The 22,030-nt window shown below is 70.5% G+C and carries 19 protein-coding genes and 1 pseudogene; 8 read left to right on the top strand and 12 right to left on the bottom strand.

What is annotated here, in order from left to right:
* Positions 1-385: 385 nt before the first annotated feature.
* Both ACQEU8_RS24250 and metH read right to left on the bottom strand, forming a co-directional pair.
* Complete coding sequence (locus ACQEU8_RS24250) at positions 386-1,087, bottom strand: HAD family hydrolase (protein WP_433104501.1); 702 nt, start codon at positions 1,085-1,087, stop codon at positions 386-388.
* Between the two features lie 156 nt (positions 1,088-1,243).
* Positions 1,244-4,765: a methionine synthase gene (gene metH, locus ACQEU8_RS24255; RefSeq protein WP_433104503.1), complete on the bottom strand. Its 3,522-nt coding sequence runs from the start codon at positions 4,763-4,765 to the stop codon at positions 1,244-1,246.
* 218 nt (positions 4,766-4,983) lie between these two features.
* Between metH and ACQEU8_RS24260 the strand changes: the two genes are divergently transcribed.
* From ACQEU8_RS24260 to ACQEU8_RS24285, 6 genes are all read left to right on the top strand, one after another.
* Positions 4,984-5,748, top strand: coding sequence for an IclR family transcriptional regulator (locus ACQEU8_RS24260; RefSeq protein WP_433104505.1), 765 nt, complete (start codon positions 4,984-4,986; stop codon positions 5,746-5,748).
* Between the two features lie 352 nt (positions 5,749-6,100).
* Positions 6,101-6,874 carry an MIP/aquaporin family protein gene (locus tag ACQEU8_RS24265; protein ID WP_433104507.1) on the top strand — a complete coding sequence of 258 codons (774 nt, stop codon included), beginning with the start codon at positions 6,101-6,103 and terminating at the stop codon, positions 6,872-6,874.
* A 52-nt stretch (positions 6,875-6,926) separates the two neighbouring features.
* Positions 6,927-8,471, top strand: a complete 1,545-nt coding sequence (glpK, locus tag ACQEU8_RS24270) for a glycerol kinase GlpK (protein WP_433104510.1) — start codon at positions 6,927-6,929, stop codon at positions 8,469-8,471.
* Between the two features lie 5 nt (positions 8,472-8,476).
* Positions 8,477-10,084 carry an FAD-dependent oxidoreductase gene (locus ACQEU8_RS24275; RefSeq protein WP_433104512.1) on the top strand — a complete coding sequence of 536 codons (1,608 nt, stop codon included), beginning with the start codon at positions 8,477-8,479 and terminating at the stop codon, positions 10,082-10,084.
* A 240-nt stretch (positions 10,085-10,324) separates the two neighbouring features.
* Positions 10,325-10,465: a hypothetical protein gene (locus tag ACQEU8_RS24280; protein WP_433104514.1), complete on the top strand. Its 141-nt coding sequence runs from the start codon at positions 10,325-10,327 to the stop codon at positions 10,463-10,465.
* Positions 10,466-10,503: 38 nt separating this feature from the next.
* Complete coding sequence (locus ACQEU8_RS24285) at positions 10,504-11,175, top strand: FadR/GntR family transcriptional regulator (RefSeq protein ID WP_433104516.1); 672 nt, start codon at positions 10,504-10,506, stop codon at positions 11,173-11,175.
* A gap of 40 nt (positions 11,176-11,215) precedes the next feature.
* On the opposite strand, the pseudogene ACQEU8_RS24290 reads toward ACQEU8_RS24285, so the two are convergent.
* The 4 genes and pseudogenes from ACQEU8_RS24290 to ACQEU8_RS24305 form a co-directional block, all read right to left on the bottom strand.
* Positions 11,216-11,782: pseudogene (locus ACQEU8_RS24290) on the bottom strand (amidohydrolase family protein); the annotation flags it as partial.
* Between the two features lie 33 nt (positions 11,783-11,815).
* Entirely contained in the window at positions 11,816-12,844 is a 1,029-nt protein-coding gene (locus ACQEU8_RS24295) for an aldo/keto reductase (RefSeq protein WP_433104518.1), read from the bottom strand.
* A complete protein-coding gene (locus ACQEU8_RS24300; protein WP_433104520.1) occupies positions 12,841-13,632 on the bottom strand; it encodes an SDR family NAD(P)-dependent oxidoreductase in 792 nt (263 codons plus the stop codon). Before ACQEU8_RS24300 ends, ACQEU8_RS24295 begins: the two co-directional genes overlap by 4 nt.
* A complete protein-coding gene (locus ACQEU8_RS24305) occupies positions 13,629-13,841 on the bottom strand; it encodes a hypothetical protein (RefSeq protein ID WP_433104522.1) in 213 nt (70 codons plus the stop codon). The genes ACQEU8_RS24300 and ACQEU8_RS24305 overlap by 4 nt, the downstream gene beginning before the upstream one ends.
* 258 nt (positions 13,842-14,099) lie before the next feature.
* Between ACQEU8_RS24305 and ACQEU8_RS24310 the strand changes: the two genes are divergently transcribed.
* On the top strand, positions 14,100-15,080 hold the full coding sequence (locus ACQEU8_RS24310) for a PAC2 family protein (protein WP_433104524.1): 981 nt from the start codon (positions 14,100-14,102) through the stop codon (positions 15,078-15,080).
* A gap of 87 nt (positions 15,081-15,167) precedes the next feature.
* Here the strand turns inward: ACQEU8_RS24310 and mshC are convergent, their stop codons facing one another.
* The 4 genes from mshC to ACQEU8_RS24330 form a co-directional block, all read right to left on the bottom strand.
* Positions 15,168-16,397, bottom strand: coding sequence for a cysteine--1-D-myo-inosityl 2-amino-2-deoxy-alpha-D-glucopyranoside ligase (gene mshC / locus ACQEU8_RS24315; RefSeq protein ID WP_433104526.1), 1,230 nt, complete (start codon positions 16,395-16,397; stop codon positions 15,168-15,170).
* Positions 16,398-16,455: 58 nt separating this feature from the next.
* On the bottom strand, positions 16,456-17,400 hold the full coding sequence (locus tag ACQEU8_RS24320; protein ID WP_433104528.1) for an SCO1664 family protein: 945 nt from the start codon (positions 17,398-17,400) through the stop codon (positions 16,456-16,458).
* The gene (locus ACQEU8_RS24325; RefSeq protein WP_433104530.1) at positions 17,364-17,954 is read right to left on the bottom strand and encodes a DUF3090 domain-containing protein; all 591 of its coding nucleotides are present in this window, start codon (positions 17,952-17,954) and stop codon (positions 17,364-17,366) included. Before ACQEU8_RS24325 ends, ACQEU8_RS24320 begins: the two co-directional genes overlap by 37 nt.
* A gap of 74 nt (positions 17,955-18,028) precedes the next feature.
* Positions 18,029-18,745 (bottom strand): histidine phosphatase family protein, encoded by a 717-nt coding sequence (locus ACQEU8_RS24330; protein WP_433104532.1) that lies wholly within the window; start codon positions 18,743-18,745, stop codon positions 18,029-18,031.
* Between the two features lie 67 nt (positions 18,746-18,812).
* On the opposite strand from ACQEU8_RS24330, the gene corA reads away from it, so the two are divergent.
* Positions 18,813-19,805 carry a magnesium/cobalt transporter CorA gene (gene corA, locus ACQEU8_RS24335; protein ID WP_433108679.1) on the top strand — a complete coding sequence of 331 codons (993 nt, stop codon included), beginning with the start codon at positions 18,813-18,815 and terminating at the stop codon, positions 19,803-19,805.
* A gap of 13 nt (positions 19,806-19,818) precedes the next feature.
* Here corA and ACQEU8_RS24340 read toward each other — a convergent pair whose 3' ends face one another.
* Together ACQEU8_RS24340 and ACQEU8_RS24345 are read right to left on the bottom strand one after the other, a co-directional pair.
* Positions 19,819-20,610, bottom strand: coding sequence for a ferritin-like domain-containing protein (locus ACQEU8_RS24340; protein WP_433104534.1), 792 nt, complete (start codon positions 20,608-20,610; stop codon positions 19,819-19,821).
* A gap of 334 nt (positions 20,611-20,944) precedes the next feature.
* Positions 20,945-22,000 (bottom strand): LLM class F420-dependent oxidoreductase, encoded by a 1,056-nt coding sequence (locus ACQEU8_RS24345; RefSeq protein ID WP_433108681.1) that lies wholly within the window; start codon positions 21,998-22,000, stop codon positions 20,945-20,947.
* Positions 22,001-22,030: the final 30 nt, after the last annotated feature.

Raw genomic sequence — 22,030 nt, forward strand, 5'->3', positions numbered from 1 at the left:
CTGCAGGGGTGGAATGGCCGGTACACCGACATTAATGGTCTACTCCGATCACTTCCGAAGCGCAGGCCACGCAGCGGGTTTCACAGACAGAAACCATGAGCTTCCTGTCCGCTATCCGGACGCGGGAACGAATTCCGCGCCGGGCCACCAATGCGGACACATGGGAAGGACATTTTCCCCACGAGCCCCAGGGGCACCACCCCTCGGCAGCACCATCGAGGGGTCGTACGTGACGAACGTCACTGGACCAATGCGCGCACCGGACACCGGAGTTCAACGTTCTGTTTCCCTCGCGGCAAGACATTCCCAGGCCCGGGCAGCGCGTTTTCCACGCCCCGCGAAATCGAAAGATCCGGCGCGGAGATCGGGCGCGCAAGCAGGTGCTTCAGCGCGCGACCATGATCCGTGAGCGGAGAAATTCGAGATCGACTTCTTCGAGTGAACTCACGATGGTCCGACCGGACTTGGGCTTGATCGGCGCGATCGACGGCACGGCCACGACATGGCAGCCGGCGGCCTCGGCAGCGGCGACACCGGTGGCGGTGTCCTCCAGCACGGCACAGCGGGCCGGGTCGGCGTTCAGTCGGCGCGCCGCGGTCAGATAGGGGTCCGGATGCGGCTTCGTACGGGCCAGCTCGTCCCCCGCGACGGTGAAGGCGAAGTGCTCCGGGCCGATCCAGGTGAGCATGCGGTCGACGACGGTGCGGTGCGAGGCGGAGACGAGCGCCGCGGGAATCCGGTGCGCGGACAGCTCCGCCAGCAGCCTGCGGGCGCCGGGCATCAACGGAACGCCGCGCTCCAGGCGCTCGATGAACTTGGCGTTCAGCAGCACGCTGAGCTCTTCGAGGCCGATGTCGGCGGCAGTGGCCTCGATCAGAAAGCCGGCGCTGCGTGACATGGGCCCGCCGACGACCACGGTGCGCCACTCGTCGCGCAGCTCGTGCCCCAGCTCAGCGAAGGCCTCGACCTCCGCGTCCCACCAGAAGTCCTCGGTGTCGACCAGCGTGCCGTCCATGTCCAGCAGCACGGCCTGGAGCGCGGGCTCTTCACCCGTCAGAGTGGTGACGGCGGGGGATGGACCGGCCATCCGTGGCACCTCCTTGCACGACGACTCCAAAGGGACGACAAGGCCGGCCGCCTCCTCCCGGCGGAACCCCGGCGGAATCCCTGCGGACTCCGGCGGAACCCCGGTGGAAGGGGACGACCGGCCTGTACCGGACCGATCAGTGTATGACCTATACCCTCATCGGGCGTTGAAATATTTGGCCTCGGGGTGGTGCAGCACGATGGCGTCGGTCGACTGCTCGGGGTGCAGCTGGAACTCCTCGGACAGCTCGACGCCGATCCGCTCGGGCCGCAGCAGGTCGGCGATCTTCGCGCGGTCCTCCAGGTTGGGGCAGGCGCCGTAGCCCAGGGAGAAGCGCGCTCCCCGGTACTTCAGGTCGAACATGCCCTGCATCTGGTCGGGGTCCTCGCCCGCGAAGCCCAGCTCGCTGCGGACCCGGGCGTGCCAGTACTCGGCCAGCGCCTCGGCAAGCTGTACGGAGAGGCCGTGCAGCTCGAGGTAGTCGCGGTAGGCGTCGCCCGCGAACAGTTCGGCGGTCTTCTCGCCGATCTTCGAGCCGACGGTGACCACCTGGAGCCCGACCACGTCCGTCTCGCCCGACTCCTCCGGACGGAAGAAATCGGCCAGGCACAGCCGGCGGCCGCGCCGCTGCCGGGGGAAGGTGAAGCGGGTGCGCTCGTTGCCCTGCTCGTCCAGCAGGATCAGATCGTCGCCCTTGGAGTAGCAGGGGAAGTAGCCGTAGACGGCGGACGCCTCCAGCAGGTTCTCCGTCTGCAGCCGCTCCAGCCAGCCGCGCAGCCGCGGCCGCCCTTCGGTCTCCACCAGCTCCTCGTAGGTGGGGCCGCCGCCCTTGCGGGACTCCTTGAGCCCCCACTGGCCCTTGAACAGGGCGCCTTCGTCCAGCCAGGAGGCGTAGTCCTGCTGCTGGAGGCCCTTGACGACGCGGGTGCCCCAGAATGGCGGCTCCGGGACGGGATTGTCGACCGCAACGTCGGAGCGGATGGAGCCGTCGTTGACCTCCGGCTCGGGGATGTCGAGGTCCCGTTTGGCCACCCGGCGCTGCTTGAGCTCGGGCAGCTTGGCGCCGGGGACGCCGCGCTTGACGTCCATCAGGGCGTCCATGAGGCTCAGCCCCTCGAAGGCGTCCTTGGCGTAGCGGACCTCGCCCTCGTAGATCTCGTGCAGGTCCTGCTCCACGTAGGCCCGGGTGAGCGCGGCGCCGCCGAGGATGACCGGGAAGTCGGCGGCCATCTTCCGCTGGTTGAGCTCCTCCAGGTTCTCCTTCATGATCACCGTGGACTTCACCAGCAGCCCCGACATGCCGATCACATCCGCACGGTGTTCGGCAGCGGCGTCCAGGATGGCGCTAACCGGCTGTTTGATGCCGAGGTTGATCACCTGGTAGCCGTTGTTGGACAGGATGATGTCGACCAGGTTCTTGCCGATGTCGTGGACGTCGCCGCGCACCGTGGCCAGCACGATCGTGCCCTTGCCCTCCGCGTCCTCGGCCTTCTCCATGTGCGGTTCGAGGTGGGCGACGGCGGCCTTCATCACCTCGGCCGACTGGAGCACGAACGGCAGCTGCATCTGGCCGGAGCCGAACAGCTCACCGACGACCTTCATGCCCGCCAGCAGCGTGTCGTTGACGATGTCGAGCGCGGGCCGCTCCTCGAGCGCCTCGTCCAGATCGGCCTCCAGGCCATTGCGCTCGCCGTCGATGATGCGGCGCTGGAGACGCTCCTCCAGCGGGAGGGCCGCCAGCTCCTCGGCCTTGCCGGCCTTCATCGACTTGGCGGTGGCGCCCTCGAACAGCTCCATCAGCTTCTGCAGCGGGTCGTAGCCCTCGCTGCGCCGGTCGTAGATCAGATCACGGGCGACGGTGACCTGCTCCTCGTCGAAGCGGGAGATCGGCAGGATCTTGCTGGCGTGCACGATCGCGGAGTCCAGCCCCGCCTTGACGCACTCGTCGAGGAAGACGGAGTTGAGCACGATCCGCGCGGCCGGGTTCAGGCCGAAGGAGATGTTCGACAGGCCCAGGACGGTCTGGACGTCGGGGTGCTTCTGCTTGAGCTGCCGGATGGCCTCGATCGTGTTGATGCCGTCCTCGCGGGACTCCTCCTGACCGGTGCAGATGGTGAAGGTGAGGACGTCGATGAGGATGTCCGACTCGTGGATGCCGTAGTTGCCGGTCAGGTCCGCGATGAGGCGTTCGGCGATGGCGACCTTGTGTTCGGCGGAGCGGGCCTGGCCCTCCTCGTCGATGGTCAGCGCGATGAGCGCGGCGCCGTGCTCGGCCGCCAGTTTGGTGACCTTGGCGAAGCGGGAGTCGGGGCCGTCGCCGTCCTCGTAGTTGACGGAGTTGATGACGGCCCGGCCGCCCAGCTTCTCCAGCCCTGCCTGGATGACGGCGATCTCCGTCGAGTCCAGCACGATGGGCAGCGTGGACGCCGTGGCCAGCCGCCCGGCCAGCTCCGCCATGTCGGCGACGCCGTCCCGGCCGACGTAGTCGACGCACAGGTCGAGCATGTGGGCGCCCTCGCGGATCTGCTCCCGGGCCAGCTCGACGCAGTCCTCCCAGCGGCCCTCCAGCATCGCCTCGCGGAACTTCTTGGACCCGTTGGCGTTGGTCCGCTCCCCGATGGCCAGGTACGAGGTGTCCTGGCGGAAGGGCACCGCCTGGTAGAGGGAGGCCGCCGCGGGCTCCGGCTGCGGTTCGCGCGGCGCCGGCGCACGGCCGCGCACCCGCTCCACCAGCTGCCGCAGGTGCTCGGGCGTCGTACCGCAGCAGCCGCCCACCAGGGAGAGGCCGTAGTCGCGGACGAAGGTGTCGTGCGCGTCAGCCAGCTCCTGCGGGGTGAGCGGGTAGTGGGCGCCGTCCTTGCCCAGCACCGGCAGACCGGCGTTCGGCATGCACGACAGCGGGACGCGGGAGTGCTGGGCCAGATAGCGCAGGTGCTCGCTCATCTCGGCGGGGCCGGTCGCGCAGTTCAGCCCGATCATGTCGATGCCCAGCGGCTCCAGGGCCGCGAGCGCGGCGCCGATCTCGGAACCGAGCAGCATCGTGCCGGTCGTCTCGACGGTGACCGAGCACAGCAGCGGCAGGTTCACGCCCGCCGCCTCCATCGCGCGGCGGGCGCCGATGACGGAGGCCTTGGTCTGCAGGAGGTCCTGGGTGGTCTCCACCAGCAGCGCGTCGGCGCCGCCGGCGATCATTCCCTCGGCGTTCTGCTGGTAGGCGTCCCGAAGGGTGGCGTACGGGGCGTGGCCGAGGGTCGGCAGCTTGGTGCCCGGGCCCATGGAGCCCAGCACCCAGCGCATCCGGCCGTCCTCGGCCTCGAACTCGTCGGCGACGTCGCGGGCGATGCGGACGCCCTTCTCGGAGAGCTCGAAGATGCGGTCGGTGATCTCGTACTCCCCCAGCGCCGCGTGGTTGGCGCCGAAGGTGTTGGTCTCCACACAGTCCACGCCGGCGGCGAAGTACTCCTGGTGCACTGTGCGGATGATGTCGGGGCGGGTCACGTTCAGGATCTCGTTGCAGCCCTCCAGCTGCTCAAAATCCTCCAGCGTCGGGTCCTGCGCCTGGATCATCGTCCCCATCGCACCGTCGGCGACGACGACGCGGGAGGCCAGCGCCTGGCGAAGCGCGTCGGCCCGGGTGGGGGACGAGGATGCGGTCGTGCTGCTCGGCGACGAGGCCATGGAAGAAGCTCCCTGGGATGCGACGGCTGTCGGCTTTGCGCGCCGGTGAGGCAGCGCACCCGGTCAGCGTAGCGGGCGGACGCAAGAGTGCCGGTCGACATTCCGACCATCGGACACTCCCCCGCTCGATCCCGGCTCGATCCCGACTACCACCGCGTCGACATCAAGCGATAGCGTTCGGCATTGTCGAATTCAAGGCAGTAGGTCAGGGAGGACCGATGGCCCGGACCATCCAGTCGCTGGAGCGTGCGGCGGCCGTACTACGGCTGTTGGCGGGCGGCGAGCGGCGGCTCGGGCTTTCCGAGATCGCCTCGGCGCTCGACCTCGCCAAGGGTACGGCGCACGGGCTGTTGCGCACCCTCCAGCAGGAAGGCTTCGTGGAACAGGAGCCGGTCACGGGCCGCTACCAGCTCGGGGCCGAGCTGCTGCGCCTGGGCAACAGCTATCTGGACGTCCACGAGCTGCGGGCCAGGGCCCTGGTCTGGACGGACGATCTGGCCCGCTCCAGCGGGGAGAGCGTCTATCTGGGCGTGCTCCACCAGCAGGGCGTGCTCATCGTGCACCACGTCTTCCGTCCGGACGACAGCCGCCAGGTGCTGGAGGTCGGCGCCATGCAGCCGCTGCACAGCACGGCGCTGGGCAAGGTGCTCTCCGCGTACGACCCGGTGGCGCTGAGCGAGGCGCTGGAGGGGGAGCGGCCGGCGTTCACCGAGCGCACGGTGACCGAGCCGGAGCGGTTCGCGGCGCTACTGGAGACGGTGCGGGCGCGTGGCTGGGCGGCGGACGTGGAGGAGACCTGGGACGGGCTCGCCTCGGTGGCCGCGCCGATCCACAACCGGCGCCGGATGCCGGTGGGCGCGGTGGGCATCACCGGGGCCGTTGAACGGATGTGCGAGGGCGACGAGCTGATCCCCCGGCTGGTCGCGGCCGTACGCGATACGGCCCGGGCGGTCTCCCGCGACCTGGGCGCCCAGCGGTTCTGAGCCCTCGGGCAGGCCGGCGGTTCGGGGTGCTGAGCCCTCGGGAAGGCCGGCGGTTCGCGGTTCTGAGCCCTCGTCCGGCGGCTCGCAGCCGCCGGGCCTGCGGTTCCCGGCAGCCGGGTGCAGCTGCCACACCGTCTGGTGGTCCGGAGGTGCTACCACCGCTGTGTGCCCGCAGGATGACAGGCAGGAGTCATCTGTCACAGCCTCTTGACGAGGCTCTCGCTTAGGAGAAAAGTTGCCGTTCGGCGGTCGACATTGTCGAACACCGGACGATCAACGACCGGCCCGCCCATCCTCTTCCGGCCTCCCGCCGGGAGGTGCCCCATGGACAAAAGGACAAAGGAGTTCGCGGGTGTCCAGCTCCGACATCTTCGCGAGTGAGGTTCTCGGCACGATGGTGCTGGTCCTCCTCGGTGGCGGCGTGTGCGCCGCAGTCAATCTCAAGCGTTCCAAGGCATTCGCAGCCGGCTGGGTCGCCATCGCCTTCGGCTGGGGCTTCGCGGTCCTCACCGGCGCGTACATCGCGCAGTCCTCGGGCGCCCACCTCAACCCGGCCGTGACCATCGCCATCGCCATGAAGGGCGGCAAGGGGGCCACCCCCTGGAGCGACGTTCCGGTCTACCTGGGCAGCGAGCTGCTCGGCGCCATGCTCGGCGCGGTACTGGTCTGGCTCGTCTACTACGCCCAGTTCCAGGCCACCCTCCGGGACAAGGACGCCGTCGAGCTGAAGGACGCGAACCCGGGCCAGGTGCACGGCGTCTTCTTCACCTCCCCCGAGGTGCGCAAGCCGCTGCTGAACTTCCTCACCGAGGTCATCGCCACGTTCGTGCTCATCATCGCGATCCTCACCCAGGGCCTGGTCAAGGACGTCGACGGCACCGTCGGCCTGGGCAAGATGGGCGCCTTGATCACCGCGCTGGTCGTCGTCGGTATCGGTCTGTCGCTCGGTGGGCCCACGGGCTACGCCATCAACCCGGTGCGTGACCTCGGTCCCCGCATCATCCACGCGGTACTGCCGCTGCCCAACAAGGGCGGCAGCGACTGGAGCTATGCCTGGGTGCCCGTGGTGGGCCCGATGGTCGGCGCCGCCATCGCCGCCGGGGTCTACAACCTCGCATGGGGATGAGCCACCGACCCGACCGCCGACCGAACCAACGACGCATCGGAGCAGAAACACCATGAGCGACACCCACAGCACCCACGCCTCCGCACACGGCGGCGGCCCCTTCATAGCCGCGATCGACCAGGGCACCACCTCCAGCCGCTGCATCGTCTTCGACAAGGACGGCCGGATCGTCGCGGTCGACCAGAAGGAGCACGAGCAGATCCTGCCGAAGCCGGGCTGGGTCGAGCACGACGCCGCCGAGATCTGGACCAACGTCCAGCAGGTGGTCACGGGCGCGCTGGAGAAGGCCGGGGTCACCAAGAGCGATGTCCTGGCGCTGGGCATCACCAACCAGCGTGAGACGACCGTCCTGTGGGAGAAGGCGACCGGCAGGCCGGTGCACAACGCCATCGTCTGGCAGGACACCCGCACCGACACCCTCTGCAAGGAGCTGGGCCGCAACGTCGGCCAGGACCGGTTCCGCCGCGAGACCGGACTGCCGCTGGCGTCCTACTTCGCGGGCCCGAAGATCCGCTGGCTGCTCGACAACGTCGAGGGGCTGCGGGAGCGCGCCGAGAGAGGGGAGATCCTCTTCGGCACCATGGACTCGTGGGTCATCTGGAATCTGACCGGCGGCCCGGACGGGGGCAAGCACGTCACCGACGTCACCAACGCCTCCCGCACGCTGCTGATGAACCTGCACACCATGGCCTGGGACGAGAAGATCTGCGCCTCCATCGGCATCCCCATGGAGGTGCTGCCGGAGATCCGGTCCTCGTCCGAGGTGTACGGCGAGGCCACCGGTGAGCTGGCGGGGCTGCCCGTCGCCTCCGCGCTGGGCGACCAGCAGGCGGCGCTGTTCGGCCAGACCTGCTTCGCGCAGGGCGAGGCCAAGTCCACGTACGGCACCGGCACGTTCCTGCTGATGAACACCGGCCACGAGCCGGTCAACTCCTACAACGGGCTGCTCACCACGGTCGGCTACCGCATCGGCGACCAGCAGCCGGTCTTCGCGCTGGAGGGCTCCATCGCGGTCACCGGCTCGCTGGTGCAGTGGATGCGCGACCAGATGGGGATGATCAACAGCGCGGCGGAGATCGAGACGCTGGCCAGCTCCGTCGAGGACAACGGCGGCGCCTACTTCGTCCCGGCGTTCTCCGGCCTGTTCGCCCCGTACTGGCGCTCCGACGCGCGCGGCGTCCTGGCTGGCCTGACCCGCTATGTCACCAAGGCGCACCTGGCCCGCGCGGTGCTGGAGGCGACGGCCTGGCAGACCCGGGAGATTGTCGACGCGATGCAGAAGGACTCCGATGTGGAGCTCGCAGCGCTGAAGGTGGACGGCGGTATGACCGCCAACAATCTGCTGATGCAGACCATCTCGGACGTACTGGACGCACCCGTCGTCCGTCCGATGGTTGCCGAGACCACCTGTCTCGGTGCGGCGTACGCGGCCGGTCTGGCCGTCGGTTTCTGGTCGGACACCGACGAGCTGCGGGCCAACTGGAAGCGCGCCGCTGAATGGACCCCCCGCATGGACGCCGAGACGCGTGAGCGGGAATACCGGAACTGGCTCAAGGCCGTGGAGCGGACCATGGGCTGGATCGAAGAGGAGAACTGAGAGTAATGAACACCTCGCAGAGCGTCCCCACCCTCGGGGCGCACCCGACTGCCGGCAGCAACCCTGGCCGCGCAGAGACCAGAGGGCTGCTCGCGAACGCGACGTACGACCTCCTGGTCATAGGCGGCGGCATCCTGGGCACCTCGGTCGCCTGGCATGCGGCGCAGTCGGGACTGCGGGTGGCCATGGTGGACGCCGGTGACTTCGCCGGCGCCACCTCCTCCGCGTCCTCGAAGCTGGTGCACGGCGGCCTGCGGTATCTGCAGACCGGCGCGGTCAAGCTCGTCGCGGAGAACCACCACGAGCGGCGGGTGCTGGCCAAGGACGTGGCCCCGCACCTGGTCAACCCGCTCACCTTCTATCTGCCCGTCTACAAAGGCGGCCCGCACGGCGCCACCAAGCTGGGCGCCGGCGTCTTCGCCTACTCGGCGCTCTCCGCCTTCGGTGACGGCGTCGGCCGGGTGATCTCCCCCGCGAAGGCCGCCGCCGACAACCCCGCGCTGCGCACGGACAACCTCAAGGCCGTCGCGGTCTACCACGACCACCAGATGAACGACTCGCGGATGGCCGTGATGACCGTCCGCGCCGCCGTGCAGTCGGGCGCCGTGGTCCTCAACCACGCGGAGGTCACCGGGCTGCGCTTCACGCACGGCCGGGTCACCGGTGCGGAGCTGCGGGACCGGATGGACGGTACGGAGTTCGGCGTCAACGCACGGCTGGTGCTCAATGCGACCGGGCCCTGGGTGGACCACCTGCGCAGGATGGAGGACAGCGGTGCCGCGCCGTCCATCCGGCTGTCCAAGGGCGCCCATCTGGTGCTCAAGCGCAAGTCGCCGTGGCGGGCCGCGATGGCCACCCCGATCGACAAGTACCGCATCACCTTCGCCCTGCCGTGGGAGGACCAGCTGCTGCTGGGCACCACGGACGAGGAGTACACCGGCGATCCTGCCGACGTACGGGCCACCGAGTCCGACATCCAGCAGATCCTGGACGAGGCCGCGTTCTCGGTACGGGACGCCGACCTCGACCGCGACCTGATGACGTACGCCTTCGCCGGGCTGCGCGTACTGCCGGGCGGCCCCGGCGGTGTGGAGTCCGCCAAGCGTGAGACGGTCGTCTCCGAGGGCAAGGGCGGCATGCTGTCGGTCGCCGGCGGCAAGTGGACCACCTACCGGCACATCGGCCGTACGGTGCTGAACAAGCTGGAGAAGCTGCCCGGCGGTGCCCTGGCGGAGGACACCGTGCCGGTCAAGGAACTGGTGCGGCGCACCCCGCTGCCGGGCATCGCAAACCCCAACGCGGTCGCGCACCGGCTGCTGGTCGACCGCGAACCGGGCGTCCGCATGGACCCGCTGACTGCCCGTCAGCTGGCCACGCACTACGGCTCGCTCTCCTTCGACATCGCCCGCCTGGTCAACGAGGACCCGTCCCTGGGCGAGCGCATCCACCCCGATGGACCGGAGATCTGGGCCCAGGTCGTCTACGCCCGCGACCACGAGTGGGCGGAGACGGTGGACGACGTCGCCCGCCGCCGGACCACGCTGACGATCCGCGGCCTGGACAACGACGAGGTCCGCGGCCGTATCGAGGAGCTGCTCGCCAAGCGCGGCTGAGCGCTGACGGCACGGCTGAGGGGGCTGGGCCGAGAGGACTGAGCCGAGGGGGGGCTCAGCTGAAGGGGGCGTACGCCGCGCATGGCGTACGCCCCCTGTCCGTTCCCCGCTTTTCCGTTCCCCGCTACACAGTTGTCGCCTCGCTACGGGCCCGTGCTCGCGTGATCACCAGTTCGGCAGCTTCGTAACGGGCCGGTCCCCAGGCCCCGGCCGCGCCGCGATGCGTGGCACCGTCCTGTCATGAACGGGGAAAGAATACGGCCGCCGGGGCCGGAACCGGAGCACGACGGCTTCCTCCCGGCGAAGCGCTGCCCACGCGCCAAGTGGCTGCTCGGCGCGGTCGAGCGGGAGCTGCCCGGGGACGAGACCGGCGGATCATAATGAACACACAGACATCGGATGTTTCGGGGAGGCAGCGCATGGCCGTTACCGATGAGGCGATCGAGAAGATCAAGAGCATGATCGTCTCCGGGGCGCTGGCCCCCGGCGACCGGCTGCCCAGGGAGAGCGAGCTGGCCACCGAGCTGGGCCTGTCGCGCAACTCGCTGCGCGAGGCGGTACGCGCGCTGTCGCTGATCCGCGTGCTCGACGTACGGCAGGGCGACGGCACCTATGTGACCAGCCTGGATCCGAAGCCGCTGCTGGAGGCGATGAGCTTCGTCGTGGACTTCCACCGCGACGACACCGTCCTGGAGTTCCTGGCGGTACGCCGCATCCTGGAGCCCGCCGCCACGGCGCTGGCCGCGACGCGGATCGCGGTGGCGGAGTTGGACGCGCTGGAATCCGGGCTGGACGCGCTGGGCCCGGAGCCGTCCGTTGAGGAACTGGTCGCCGCGGACCTGGAGTTCCACCACCGCATCGTGGCGGCTTGCGGCAACTCCGTGCTGTGCTCACTGCTGGACGGTCTGGCCGGGCCCACCACCCGGGCCCGGATCTGGCGGGGGCTGACGCAGCAGGAGTCCGTCAGCCGCACTCTCGAAGAGCACCGGCAGATCCTCGCCGCCCTGCGCGCCCGCGACCCGGAGGCGGCACGCTCCTGGTCGACGGTGCACATCGCCGGCGTGGAGCAGTGGCTGCGCTCGACGCTGTGAGCCACCGGCGCCGGTACGGCCCAGCAGCCGGCCGTACGGATCAGTGCCGGCGGGGCGGCCGGCCCACGCCGCCGGTTGGTACGGAGATCCCGTACACCCGGGCGGCGTTGCCGCCGAAGACGGCGGCTCGTTCGGTGCCGGTCAGATCGGCGGTGGCCTCCTCGGCGAGTGCGACGACCTCGTCGTAGGAGGCGGCCAGGGTGCATACCGGCCAGTCGGTACCGAAGAGCACCCGGTGCGGGCCGAAGACGTCCAGGACGTGGCGGGCGTAGGGCAGCAGCTGCGTGCGGGTCCACCCGCGCTGGTCGGCCTCGGTGACCAGGCCGGACAGTTTGCAGCTGACGTTGGGCAGTGCGGCGAGGCGGCCGACGAGAGTGGCCCAGGGCTCCCATTCGCCCGCCGCCACCCGGGGCTTGCCCGCGTGGTCGAGGACGAAGTGCAGCTGGGGCAGGGCCTGCGCGGTGGCGAGCGCGGAGGGCAGCTCACGCGGGGTGACCAGCAGATCGTGGACCAGCCCGGCCCGCGCCACCTCGGCGAGCCCACGCCGGACATCGGGGCGGCACAGCCACTCCGGATCCGCCATCCCCTCCGTCTGGTGCCGGACACCGGTGTGCGTCGATACGGGGCACGGCTGGTCCGGTCATGGCTGGTCCTGCTCCTCGGATCGGCTCGGCAGCGGCGTCGGCAGGGGCAGGTCGTCGTCCAGCAGGCCCTCGGCGACCAGTTGCTGCCACAGCGCTGTTGGGATCCGCCGCCGGGTGAGCCGGGCGTTGTCGCGTACCTCCTCTGGTGCGGCGGCACCTACCACTGCTGAGACCACCGACGGGTGCCCGAACGGGAACCGCAGCGCCGCCGCCCGCAGCGGCACCCCGTACCGCTCGCACACATCGGCCATCTGTTGCGCACGTCGCAGCAGTTGCGCGGAGGCGGGCCGGTAGTCGTAGTGCGAGCCGGGACGGGGATCGGCCAGGATGCCGGAGTTGTAGACACCGCCGACGACCACTGCTGTGCCGCGTTCCTCGCACACCGACAGCAGGCCGTCGTCCCAGGCGGACCGGTCCAGCAGCGTCCACCGGCCCGCGCACAGCACCACATCGACGTCGAACTCGGCCACCAGACGGGCGAGTACGTCGCTGAAGTTCATACCGAAGCCGATCCGGCCCACCACGTGCTGGTCACGAAGTTCGGCGAGCGCCGCGAAGCCGGTGGTGCGTACCTCGGGCAGATGGTGCTCGACGTCGTGCAGGAACGCGACCTCGATGTGGTCGGTACCGAGGCGGCGCATGGACGCTTCGAGTGTCCGGTGGATGCCGTCCCGGCTGAAGTCCCATTCGCGGGCGTACGGAGGTGTGTCCACGAACCCCTCCCCCGCGGCCCGTTCGCCGGGGGCGAGCGGGCGCAGTCTGCGGCCCACTTTGGTGGCGAGGGTGTACGACCTGCGCGGTACCCCCGAAAGGGCCCGCCCGAGGCGCTGCTCGGACAGGCCGGCTCCGTAGTGCGGGGCGGTGTCGAAATGCGTACAGCCCGCTTCGAGCGCTGTGTGCACGATGGCGTGCGCCGCTTCCTCGGCCATCGGGGCGCCGAGGTTGCCGAGCTGGGCGCAGCCGAGACCGAGGCGGGCGATACGGGGTTGCCGCCCCGCATCGCCCGCGTGCCGTGCGGGGCTCACCGCGGCCCCGGGCGCAGCCGCAGGCCCTGCATTCCGCCGTCGACGGCGAGGGCCGTACCTGTGACGGCCGAGGCACGCGGGCCTGCCAGATAGGCCACCGCGTCGGCCACCTCCTCCGCGCCGACCAGCCGCCCTGTGGGCTGCCGCGCCTCCAGTGCGTCCCGTTCGGCGGTGGGGTCGTCGGCCCGGCCGAGCAGCCGCCCGACCCAGGGGGTGTCGACGGTGCCGGGGTTGACGCAGTTGACGCGGATGCCCTCGCGTACATGATCGGCCGCCATGGCGAGGGTGAGGGAGAGCACGGCGCCCTTGCTCGCCGAGTAGAGGGCGCGCTGCGGCAGACCGGCGGTCGCGGCGATGGAACACGTGTGGGTGATGGACACCTGGCCGGGGTGCCGGGCAGCGGTGCGCCGCAGATGGGGCAGGGCCGCGCGGTCGGTACGGACGATGCCGAGGAGGTTGACGTCGAGGACCCGCTGCCACTCGCTGTCGTCGTGGTCCTCGACGGTGCCCGCCGCACCGATGCCCGCGTTGCCGACCAGCACCTGGAGTCCGCCGAGTTCGGCCGCCGCCCGGTCGACGGCGGCCCGTACGGCCGCGTCGTCGGTGACGTCCGCCTCCAGCGCCAGGGTGCCCGGTGGCGCACCGGCCGGGTCCAGGTCGAGCACCGCGACGCGGGCTCCGCGCTCGGCCAGCAGGGCGGCGGTGGCGGCGCCGATGCCCGAGGCGCCGCCGGTGACGAGTGCGGGCACGCCCTCGAAGTCCCGGGCGGAGTACGGCTGTCGGCTCATCGCGAGCCCTCCCCTCCGTGCTGCGGGCCGGTGCCGGGCTGCCGGCCCCGGCGGATCCCGCGCGAGCCCCTGACGGCGCCGTCCGGATACCAGCAAGCCGCGAGCGAGCCGGGGTTCATCGCGTCGGAGCCGTCGCGCTGTTCCGAGGTGGGGAAGCGGATGCCGTGGACCTCGACCGCGGTCACGCGGGAGATCGGACCATTGCTCATACATCCGATGTATAGCTGTCCGGCAGCAGCGGCGTCCAGAGGGCCGCTGCGAGGGTACGGATCCGGCACCGGGGTCAGGGGGCGCACGGGTCGTCATTCGGGGGCGTGCGGGGGCTGCGACTCCGGCAACGGCACGGCTTAGGCTGGGGCTCACACGGAACGGCCGTCAGCCGTCCGGGAAAAGTGCTGGCAGCAGCACGAACAGGACCGGCAGCGGCAGGCGACGCACGCTGGGACAGCAAGGTGAGGAGGAGCTGGGTGATCGAGCTGGAGGGGGTTCCCGAGCTGGTCGACCCAGTCATGGTGGCCGCGTTCGAAGGGTGGAACGACGCCGGAGACGCCGCCTCCACCGCGGTCGCGCACCTGGAGAAGGAGTGGAAGGGCGAGGTCTTCGCCGCGCTGGACGCGGAGGACTACTACGACTTCCAGGTGAACCGCCCGCAGGTGTTCATGGACGGCGGTGTCCGCAAGGTCACCTGGCCCACCACGCGGCTGTCCGTCGTCCGCGTGGAGGACGCCGACGGCAAGGGCAAGCGGCGCGATCTGGTGCTCGTACGCGGTATCGAGCCCAGCATGCGGTGGCGCTCGTTCTGCAACGAGATCCTGGGCTTCGCCCACGAACTGGGGGTCGAGCTGGTGGTCGTGCTGGGCGCGCTGCTCGGCGACACCCCGCACACCCGCCCCGTCCCGGTCACCGGCGTGACCTCGGACTCCGATCTGGCGCGCTCGATGAACCTGGAGGAGTCGCGGTACGAGGGCCCGACCGGCATCGTCGGCATCCTGCAGGAAGCCTGCACCCACGCGGGTGTCCCGGCCGCCAGCCTGTGGGCGGCCGTACCGCATTACGTCTCCCAGCCGCCGAATCCGAAGGCGACGCTGGCCCTGCTCAACCGGCTGGAGGACCTGCTGGGCGTCCGTATCCCGATGGGGGAGCTGCCCGAGGACGCCCGCGCGTGGCAGATCGGCGTCGATCAGCTCGCGGCGGAGGACAGCGAGGTCGCCGAGTACGTGCAGTCGCTGGAGGAGGCGCGGGACACCGCCGAGCTGCCGGAGGCGTCGGGCGAGGCCATCGCCAAGGAGTTCGAGCGCTATCTGCGCCGCCGCGACGGGGGCGGCCCCACCGAGGGAGGGACGCCGCCCGGTGCTCCCCCGTACCGGCGGGACCAGGGGCCACCGCCCCCGCCTCCGAAGCCCGGCGGGGAGCCGCCGCGGCCGGACGAGCCCGACGACGACGAATAAGCCCTCCCTCTTCCGGCCGGCACGGCGGGAAGAGGGAGGGCCGTCGATTACAGCGCGGCGCCCCGGTTACGGCGCGGCGCCCCCGGTCTACAGCGCGACGCCCAACAGCGCGTCCACCGTGCGGGACGCCAGCCCCGGTGCTCCCTCGTCGGTACCGCCCCGCGAGTTCTGCTGCTCCGCCCATGCGTCGACCGCCGCCAGCGCGGCAGGGGCGTCGAGGTCGTCCGCGAGGGCGACGCGTACGGACTCCAGCATGGACTCCGCGGGCGGCCCGTCGGGCCGCGAGACGGCCGAACGCCAGCGGGCGAGGCGCTCCTTGGCCTCGTCCAGCACGGTCTCGGTGTACTCCCAGTCGGTCCGGTAGTGATGTGCCAGCAGGGCGAGCCGGATGGCGGCCGGATCGACGCCGTCCCTCCGCAGCCGGGAGACGAAGACGAGGTTGCCCTTCGACTTGGACATCTTCTCGCCGTCCAACCCGACCATCCCCGCGTGCACATACGTACGCGCGAAGGGGAACTCCCCGGTCAGCGCCTGCGCGTGCGAAGCGCCCATCTCATGGTGGGGGAAGGCGAGATCGGAGCCGCCGCCCTGGACGTCGAAGCCCATACCCAGGTGTTCGAGGGCGATGGCCACGCACTCGATGTGCCAGCCGGGGCGTCCGGGTCCGAGGGTGCCGCCGTCCCAGTGCGGCTCGCCCTCGCGGGCTGCCGTCCACAGCATCGGGTCGAGCGGGTTCTTCTTGCCGGGGCGCTCGGGATCACCCCCGCGCTCGGCGGACAGCAGCCGCATCGTCTCGGCGTCGTAGCGCGAGACCTCGCCGAAGTGGGCGTCTGACTCGACGGAGAAGTAGATGTCGCCTTCGAGTTCATAGGCCGCGCCCATGTCGCGCAGCCGTTCGACCAGCGGAACGATCTTGGGGATGGACTCCACAGCGCCGATGTAGTGCTTGGGCGGCAGCATCCGAAGGGCCGTCATGTCCTCGCGGAACAGCGCGGTTTCGCGCTCGGCGAGGGCCGTCCAGTCGATGTTCGTCGCGGCGGCCCGCTCCAGAAGTGGATCATCCACGTCGGTGACGTTCTGTATGTAGTGAACCTGGCGCTTGGTGTCGAGCCACACGCGCTGCACGAGGTCGAACGCGTTGTAGGTCGCCGCGTGCCCCAGGTGGGTGGCGTCGTACGGGGTGATGCCACACACATAGATACGGGCGACAGGACCGGGGGTGAGGGTCACTCGGCCACCGGTCGCGGTGTCGTGGATGACGAGGTCGCGGCCCTGTCCAGGCAGAACGGGGACCTCGGTAGCGGGCCAGGCATGCATGCCTTGAGCCTAACCCGGACTTGTGTTCCTTATCCGGCCGGATGGACGCCGTTCGGAGCTAGACCGGTGGCCAGGGGATCGCGGGCCACTCGCCGCTCGGCAACGGGTGCCGCCCGGAGCTCAGCAGCGCCTCCACCCGCTTGCGCGTGGCCTCGACCTCGGCCTCGGTCAGCAACTGGGAGAGCCGTACGGCCAGTGGCGCGCCCTCGGGGGCGTCCTGCGGCCGAGCGCCGGGGGCCAGCGCGGCGGACAGCGAACGCAGCGCCTCGACGGCCTCGCCGGTCAGCTCCTCGCCGGCCCATCCCCACAGGAGGGTGCGCAGCTTGTCGTCCACGTGGAAGGTGACCCCGTGGTCGATGGCGTACAGCGCGCCATCCGGCCGGGGCAGCAGATGGCCGCCCTTGCGGTCACCGTTGTTGATCACGGCGTCGAGTACGGCGAGCCGCCGGAGCCTGGGGTCGTCGGCGTGCACGAGCAGCGCCGTCCTGCCGTCGCCGACGTCCGCGAAGCCGACCGCCTTCCAGCCCTCGCCCGGCTCGTCACCGTCGACCAGCGCGAGCAGCGGCGCCGGTTCCGCGGCGAGCTCGGTCTCGGAGTCCGGCTCCCCCGCGTCGTCCGCCTCGGCGTCCGGCAGCTCCCCCACCCACGCCTGGCACATGCCCGTGCCGTACGGGCCCTCGCGCAGCACGGTGGCGGGTATCAGGTCCCAGCCGGTGGCGCGGGAGATCTCGTAGGCCGCGACCTCGCGCTGGGCGAGGTTGCCGTCGGGGAAGTCCCACAGCGGGCGCTCGCCGGCGACGGGCTTGTAGACGCACGGCAGGCTGCGGCCCTCGTGCTCGACCGTGCCGAACAGTACGGCGTTGGAGGCGGCCCTGATCCGGCCGTGCACCGTGAGGGTGCCCCGGGCGAGCAGCTCGCGGGTGGCCTCCGCTGCCGGTGCGGTGTCGTTGCCAGGTGGTGTGCCGTTCATTCGCCCCGGCGATATCCGTTCTGGCGCGGACATACGTGTCCCTCCGGGTCGAGCGGCAGACTGCACAGAGGGCACGGCGGGCGGCCCGCGTTGACGACCTCCATCGCCCGCTTGGCGAAGGCGCGGGCCATGCTGCCGCTGATCCGCACCCGGAGCATCGGCGGGCCGTTCTCGTCGTCCTGCAGCAGCCGTTCCTCGGCGTCGGCCAGGTCCTCGTCCTCGCCGGGCTCCAGCTCCACGATGGCCTGCGCCTCGACGACCATCCGCTCGCTCTCGCCGTCCCAGGCAAGGGCCATCGTGCCGACCCGGAACTCCTCCTCGACCGGGGTCTCCAGCGGCGCCGTGTCGTCGACCTCGGAGGGAGCGACGGCGGGAACGGGCGCGCTGCCGCCGGAGCGGCGCACCACCTCGTCCAGCAGCTCGTCGATCCGTTCGGCGAGCGCTTCGACCTGCGCCTTCTCCAAGGCCACGCTGGTGGTGCGGCCTCCTGCACTGGCCTGGAGAAAGAAGGTGCGGCGGCCAGGCAGACCGACGGTACCGGCCACGAACCGGTCCGGCGGGTCGTACAGAAATACCTGACGGGACACGTTCTGCTCCGTTGGTTCGACGGCTTGAGTGGCTTCGGACATCCGCACCCTACTGTGCGTGCCGATCATCGTGCTCAGGCGCTTCCGCCCACAGTCGCGTTCCCCTCCCCGGCACTTCCCTCCGCACTTCCAGTGTCGCCCTCTTCGTCCGTACGGTCCGGTGGCGCGAGGGAGGCCAGCTCCCCGGTGTCCCCGAGTCGCAGCAGGAACGGCCGCAGTGGGGTGTAGGCGATCGCGGTGACCGAGCAGGGGGCGACGGATATCCGCTGGAAGAGATCGAGGTGCATGCCGAGTGCGTCCGCGATGATCGACTTGAGGATGTCACCGTGCGAACACATCAGGTAGACGGCGTCGGCGCCGTGTTCGGCCTCGATCCGCGCGTTCCAGTCGCGTACGGCGTCCACGGCGCGGGCCTGCATGGCGCGCATCGACTCGCCGCCGGGGAAGGCGGCCGCCGAGGGGTGGCGCTGGACGGTGGCCATCAGGGGTTCGTCGTTCAGCTCGGCGAGCTTACGGCCCGACCAGTCGCCGTAGTCGCACTCGGTGATGCGGTCCTCGGTGTGCAGCGGCAACTCGGGGCGGGCCGCGGTCAGCGGCGCGAGGGTCTCCTGGCAGCGGCGCAGCGGGCTGCTGACGGCGGCGGCCAGCGGGATGTCCCGCAGCCGGTCGGGCAGCGCGGCCGCCTGCCGCTGACCGTGCTCGTCCAGGGCGACCCCGGGCGTGCGGCCGGCCAGCAGCCCGTCGGTGTTCGCCGTGGACCTGCCGTGGCGTACGAGGATCAGCGTGGGCATGCCGCAACCCTAAGCGAGGCGCCTCAGGTGCCGCTCTCCGGTTGTGGGACGGCCGGGGAGCGGAAGAATTCGAGGGGTGATCGTCGATTGTGCGCTCTACCGTCACGGGCAGCGCGCGGACCGTCCGGAGGACTTCTCGGCTGCGCTGCGCCAGGCACGGTCCGAGGATGACGCGTTCTTGTGGATCGGCCTGCACGAGCCGACCGAGACGGAGTTCGACCGGGTCACCCAGGCATTCGGTCTGCACCCGCTGGCGGTGGAGGACTCCCTGCACGCGCACCAGCGGCCGAAGCTGGAGGTGTACGCCGACTCGCTGTTCCTGGTGCTCAAGCCGGTCGGGTACGACGAGGCCAGCGGCGAGCTGAGCACGGGCGAGCTGATGGTCTTCGTGGGTGACTCGTTCGTGCTGACCGTACGGCACGGCCAGGCCAACCCACTGGGCTCGGTGCGCAGCCGGCTGGAGGACGAGCCGGAGGTGCTGCGGCACGGCCCGACCGCGGTGATGTACGCGGTCAGCGACACCGTCGTGGACCACTATCTGGAGGTCGCGGCGGCGCTCCACACCGATCTGGACGAACTGGAGGCCAAGGTCTTCTCCCGGGAGAGCCGCGAGGCGCCGGACATGGTGACCCGGATCTACGAGTTCAAGCGGCGCGCGCTGGAGTTCCGCCGGGCGACGCTCCCGCTGACGGACCCGGTGACCCGGCTGACGGGCTCCGGGGTGCCGTTCGTGCACCAGGACTCGCGGCTGTTCTTCCGCGATGTGGCGGACCATCTGTCGCGGGTGAACGAGCAGGTGGAGTCGATCGACCGGCTGCTGTCGGACATCCTGTCGGCGTATCTGGCGCAGATGGGCGTACGGCAGAACGACGACATGCGCAAGATCTCCGCCTGGGCGGCGATGTTCGCCGTACCGACGGCGATCGCCGGCGTGTACGGCATGAACTTCGACCACATGCCGGAGCTGCACTGGCTCTGGGGCTATCCGGCGGTGATCCTGCTGATGGTGACGATCTGCGTGGTGCTCTTCCGCGTCTTCAAACGCCGCAACTGGTTCTGAGCCGGGGCGGATCTCAGGCGTACCCGGGCGCCGCGTCCGCCCGTCCGGTGCCCAGCGCGTCGCGCCGCTCGGGCATCCGCAGGCTGACCATCCGGCGCCAGCCACCCAGCCGCTCCCATACGTACCGGCCGTGGATGCCCAGCGCGAGGAGCCCGAACTTGGCCCCGGACCAGCCCAGGATGCGGGCCATCCGGCTCATGACGGCCAGGCTGACGTCGCGGTAGACCTTGATCTCGGCGAGCGCGCTCTCGCGCAGCAGCGCCTTGATGGTGCGGGCGTGTCCGGCCTCGGCGAGGTTCAGCAGCTCCTCATGGCAGTAGGCGAGGTGGTTGTCCTCGTCCTTGGAGATCATCTTCACCGCGCGGCCGAGGTCCGGATGGTCTCCCGCCACCTTCTTGAGCAGGATCATCTCCTCGGCGGCCCGCTGCTCGGTGACCCGGCTGTGGGCGAGGTAGGTGAGCACGTCGTGCTCGGTCAGCGGCTCGTCGCGGCGCAGCTTCTCGTGCGCCAGACCGATGCCGAGGCCCTCCAGGATCATCGTGTAGTCGGTGTCGTCGGGGATCTCGGCCGCCTCCAGACCGCGCTTGTTCAGCAGCGCCATGAAGATCCGGCCGTGCTTGTCCTCGTCGGCGCCGTGCCGGGCGATCTTGGGCGCGAGGTGCCGCTGGGTCTCGGGGACGAGCAGGGCGATCCGCCCGTTCTCCCAGCCGCCCTGTGCCTCGCCGCTGGCCGCGATGGAGCAGAAGAGCCGGAAGGACTCGTCGTTGTCGAGGATTTCCTGGAACAGACTCCTGGCCGAGAGCATCGCCGCCACCTCCGTGCAGAGTTCCGTACAGCACGACATCCGAGAAGAACGAGTCAAATGCCGCGTACGCGAACAGGCAACAGGTGCGCAGCCGATCTGCGCCGAACGCAGGAGTCGCGCCGTCCGCCCGCGTAACCGCGCGGGCGGGGCCGCGTTGTGCTCCGTGACGGCCGTGGCGGGGTTGACCCCGAGCCCCCACCACGGCCGCAGACTTCTCCGGCGCGTTACGCCTTGCGGGGCCGGGCTTACGCCTTACGGGCGGGCCGCGGCGCACGCCTTACGAACGCTCCCCACGGGCGCCCTCCACGGAGGGCGCCCGTCCTCGCGTCCGGCCCTAGGAGGAGGCCAGCCCGGCCCGCTCCAGGGCCTCGGTACCGGCGCGCAGACTGGCCAGCCGCTCCTCCAGGGAGAAGCCGGCCGGGGCCAGCGACAGCGTCGTCACCCCGGCGTCCGCGTAGGCGCGCATCCGGTCGGCGATCCGCTCGACGGGGCCGATCAGCGTGGTGGAGTCGATCAGCTCGCGCGGGATCGCGGCGGCAGCGCCCTCCTTGTCGCCGGCCAGGTACTTCTCCTGGATCTCGGCGGCCTCCTTCTCGTAGCCCATGCGCTGGGCGAGCTTGTTGTAGAAGTTCTGCTTCCGGCTGCCCATGCCGCCCACATAGAGCGCGGTGTAGGGGCGGAAGAGATCGGCGAGCGCGTCGATGTCGTCGCCGACGGCCATCGGGACGGTGGGACAGACGTCGAAGCCGTCCATGGTCCGGCCCGCGGCCTCCCGGCCCGCGCGCAGATGCTGCAGTGTCGTCTCCTCGGCGTGCTCGGGGGAGAAGAACACCAGCAGCACACCGTTGGCGATCTCGCCGGTCTGCTCCAGGTTCTTGGGGCCGATGGCGGCGATGTAGAGCGGGATCTCCTCACGCTCCGGGTGGACGGTCAGCTTGATCGGCTTGCCGGGGCCGCCGGGCAGCGGGAGCGTCCAGTGCTGCCCCTCGTAGGACAGCCGCTCGCGGGACATGGCGCGGCGGATGATCTCGACGTACTCGCGGGTGCGGGCGAGCGGCTTGTCGAACTTCACCCCGTACCAGCCCTCGGACACCTGCGGCCCCGAGACGCCGAGGCCGAGCCGGAAGCGGCCACCGGAGAGCGAGTCGAGGGTGGCGGCCGTCATGGCGGTCATGGCCGGGGCCCGGGCGGGGATCTGGAAGATCCCGGAGGCCACGTCGATCCGTTCGGTGTGGGCCGCCACCCAGGTGAGCACGGTCGCGGCGTCCGAGCCGTACGCCTCGGCCGCCCAGCACACGTCATAGCCGAGCCGGTCGGCCTCCTGTGCGACGGCGAGGTTGTCCGCATCCATCCCGGCGCCCCAGTAGCCGAGGTTGATGCCCAGTCGCATCCCCATCCCGCACCCACTTCCCTTACTGAT

The organism is Streptomyces sp. CA-250714 (genome assembly GCF_050936705.1).
GTDB lineage: Bacteria > Actinomycetota > Actinomycetes > Streptomycetales > Streptomycetaceae > Streptomyces.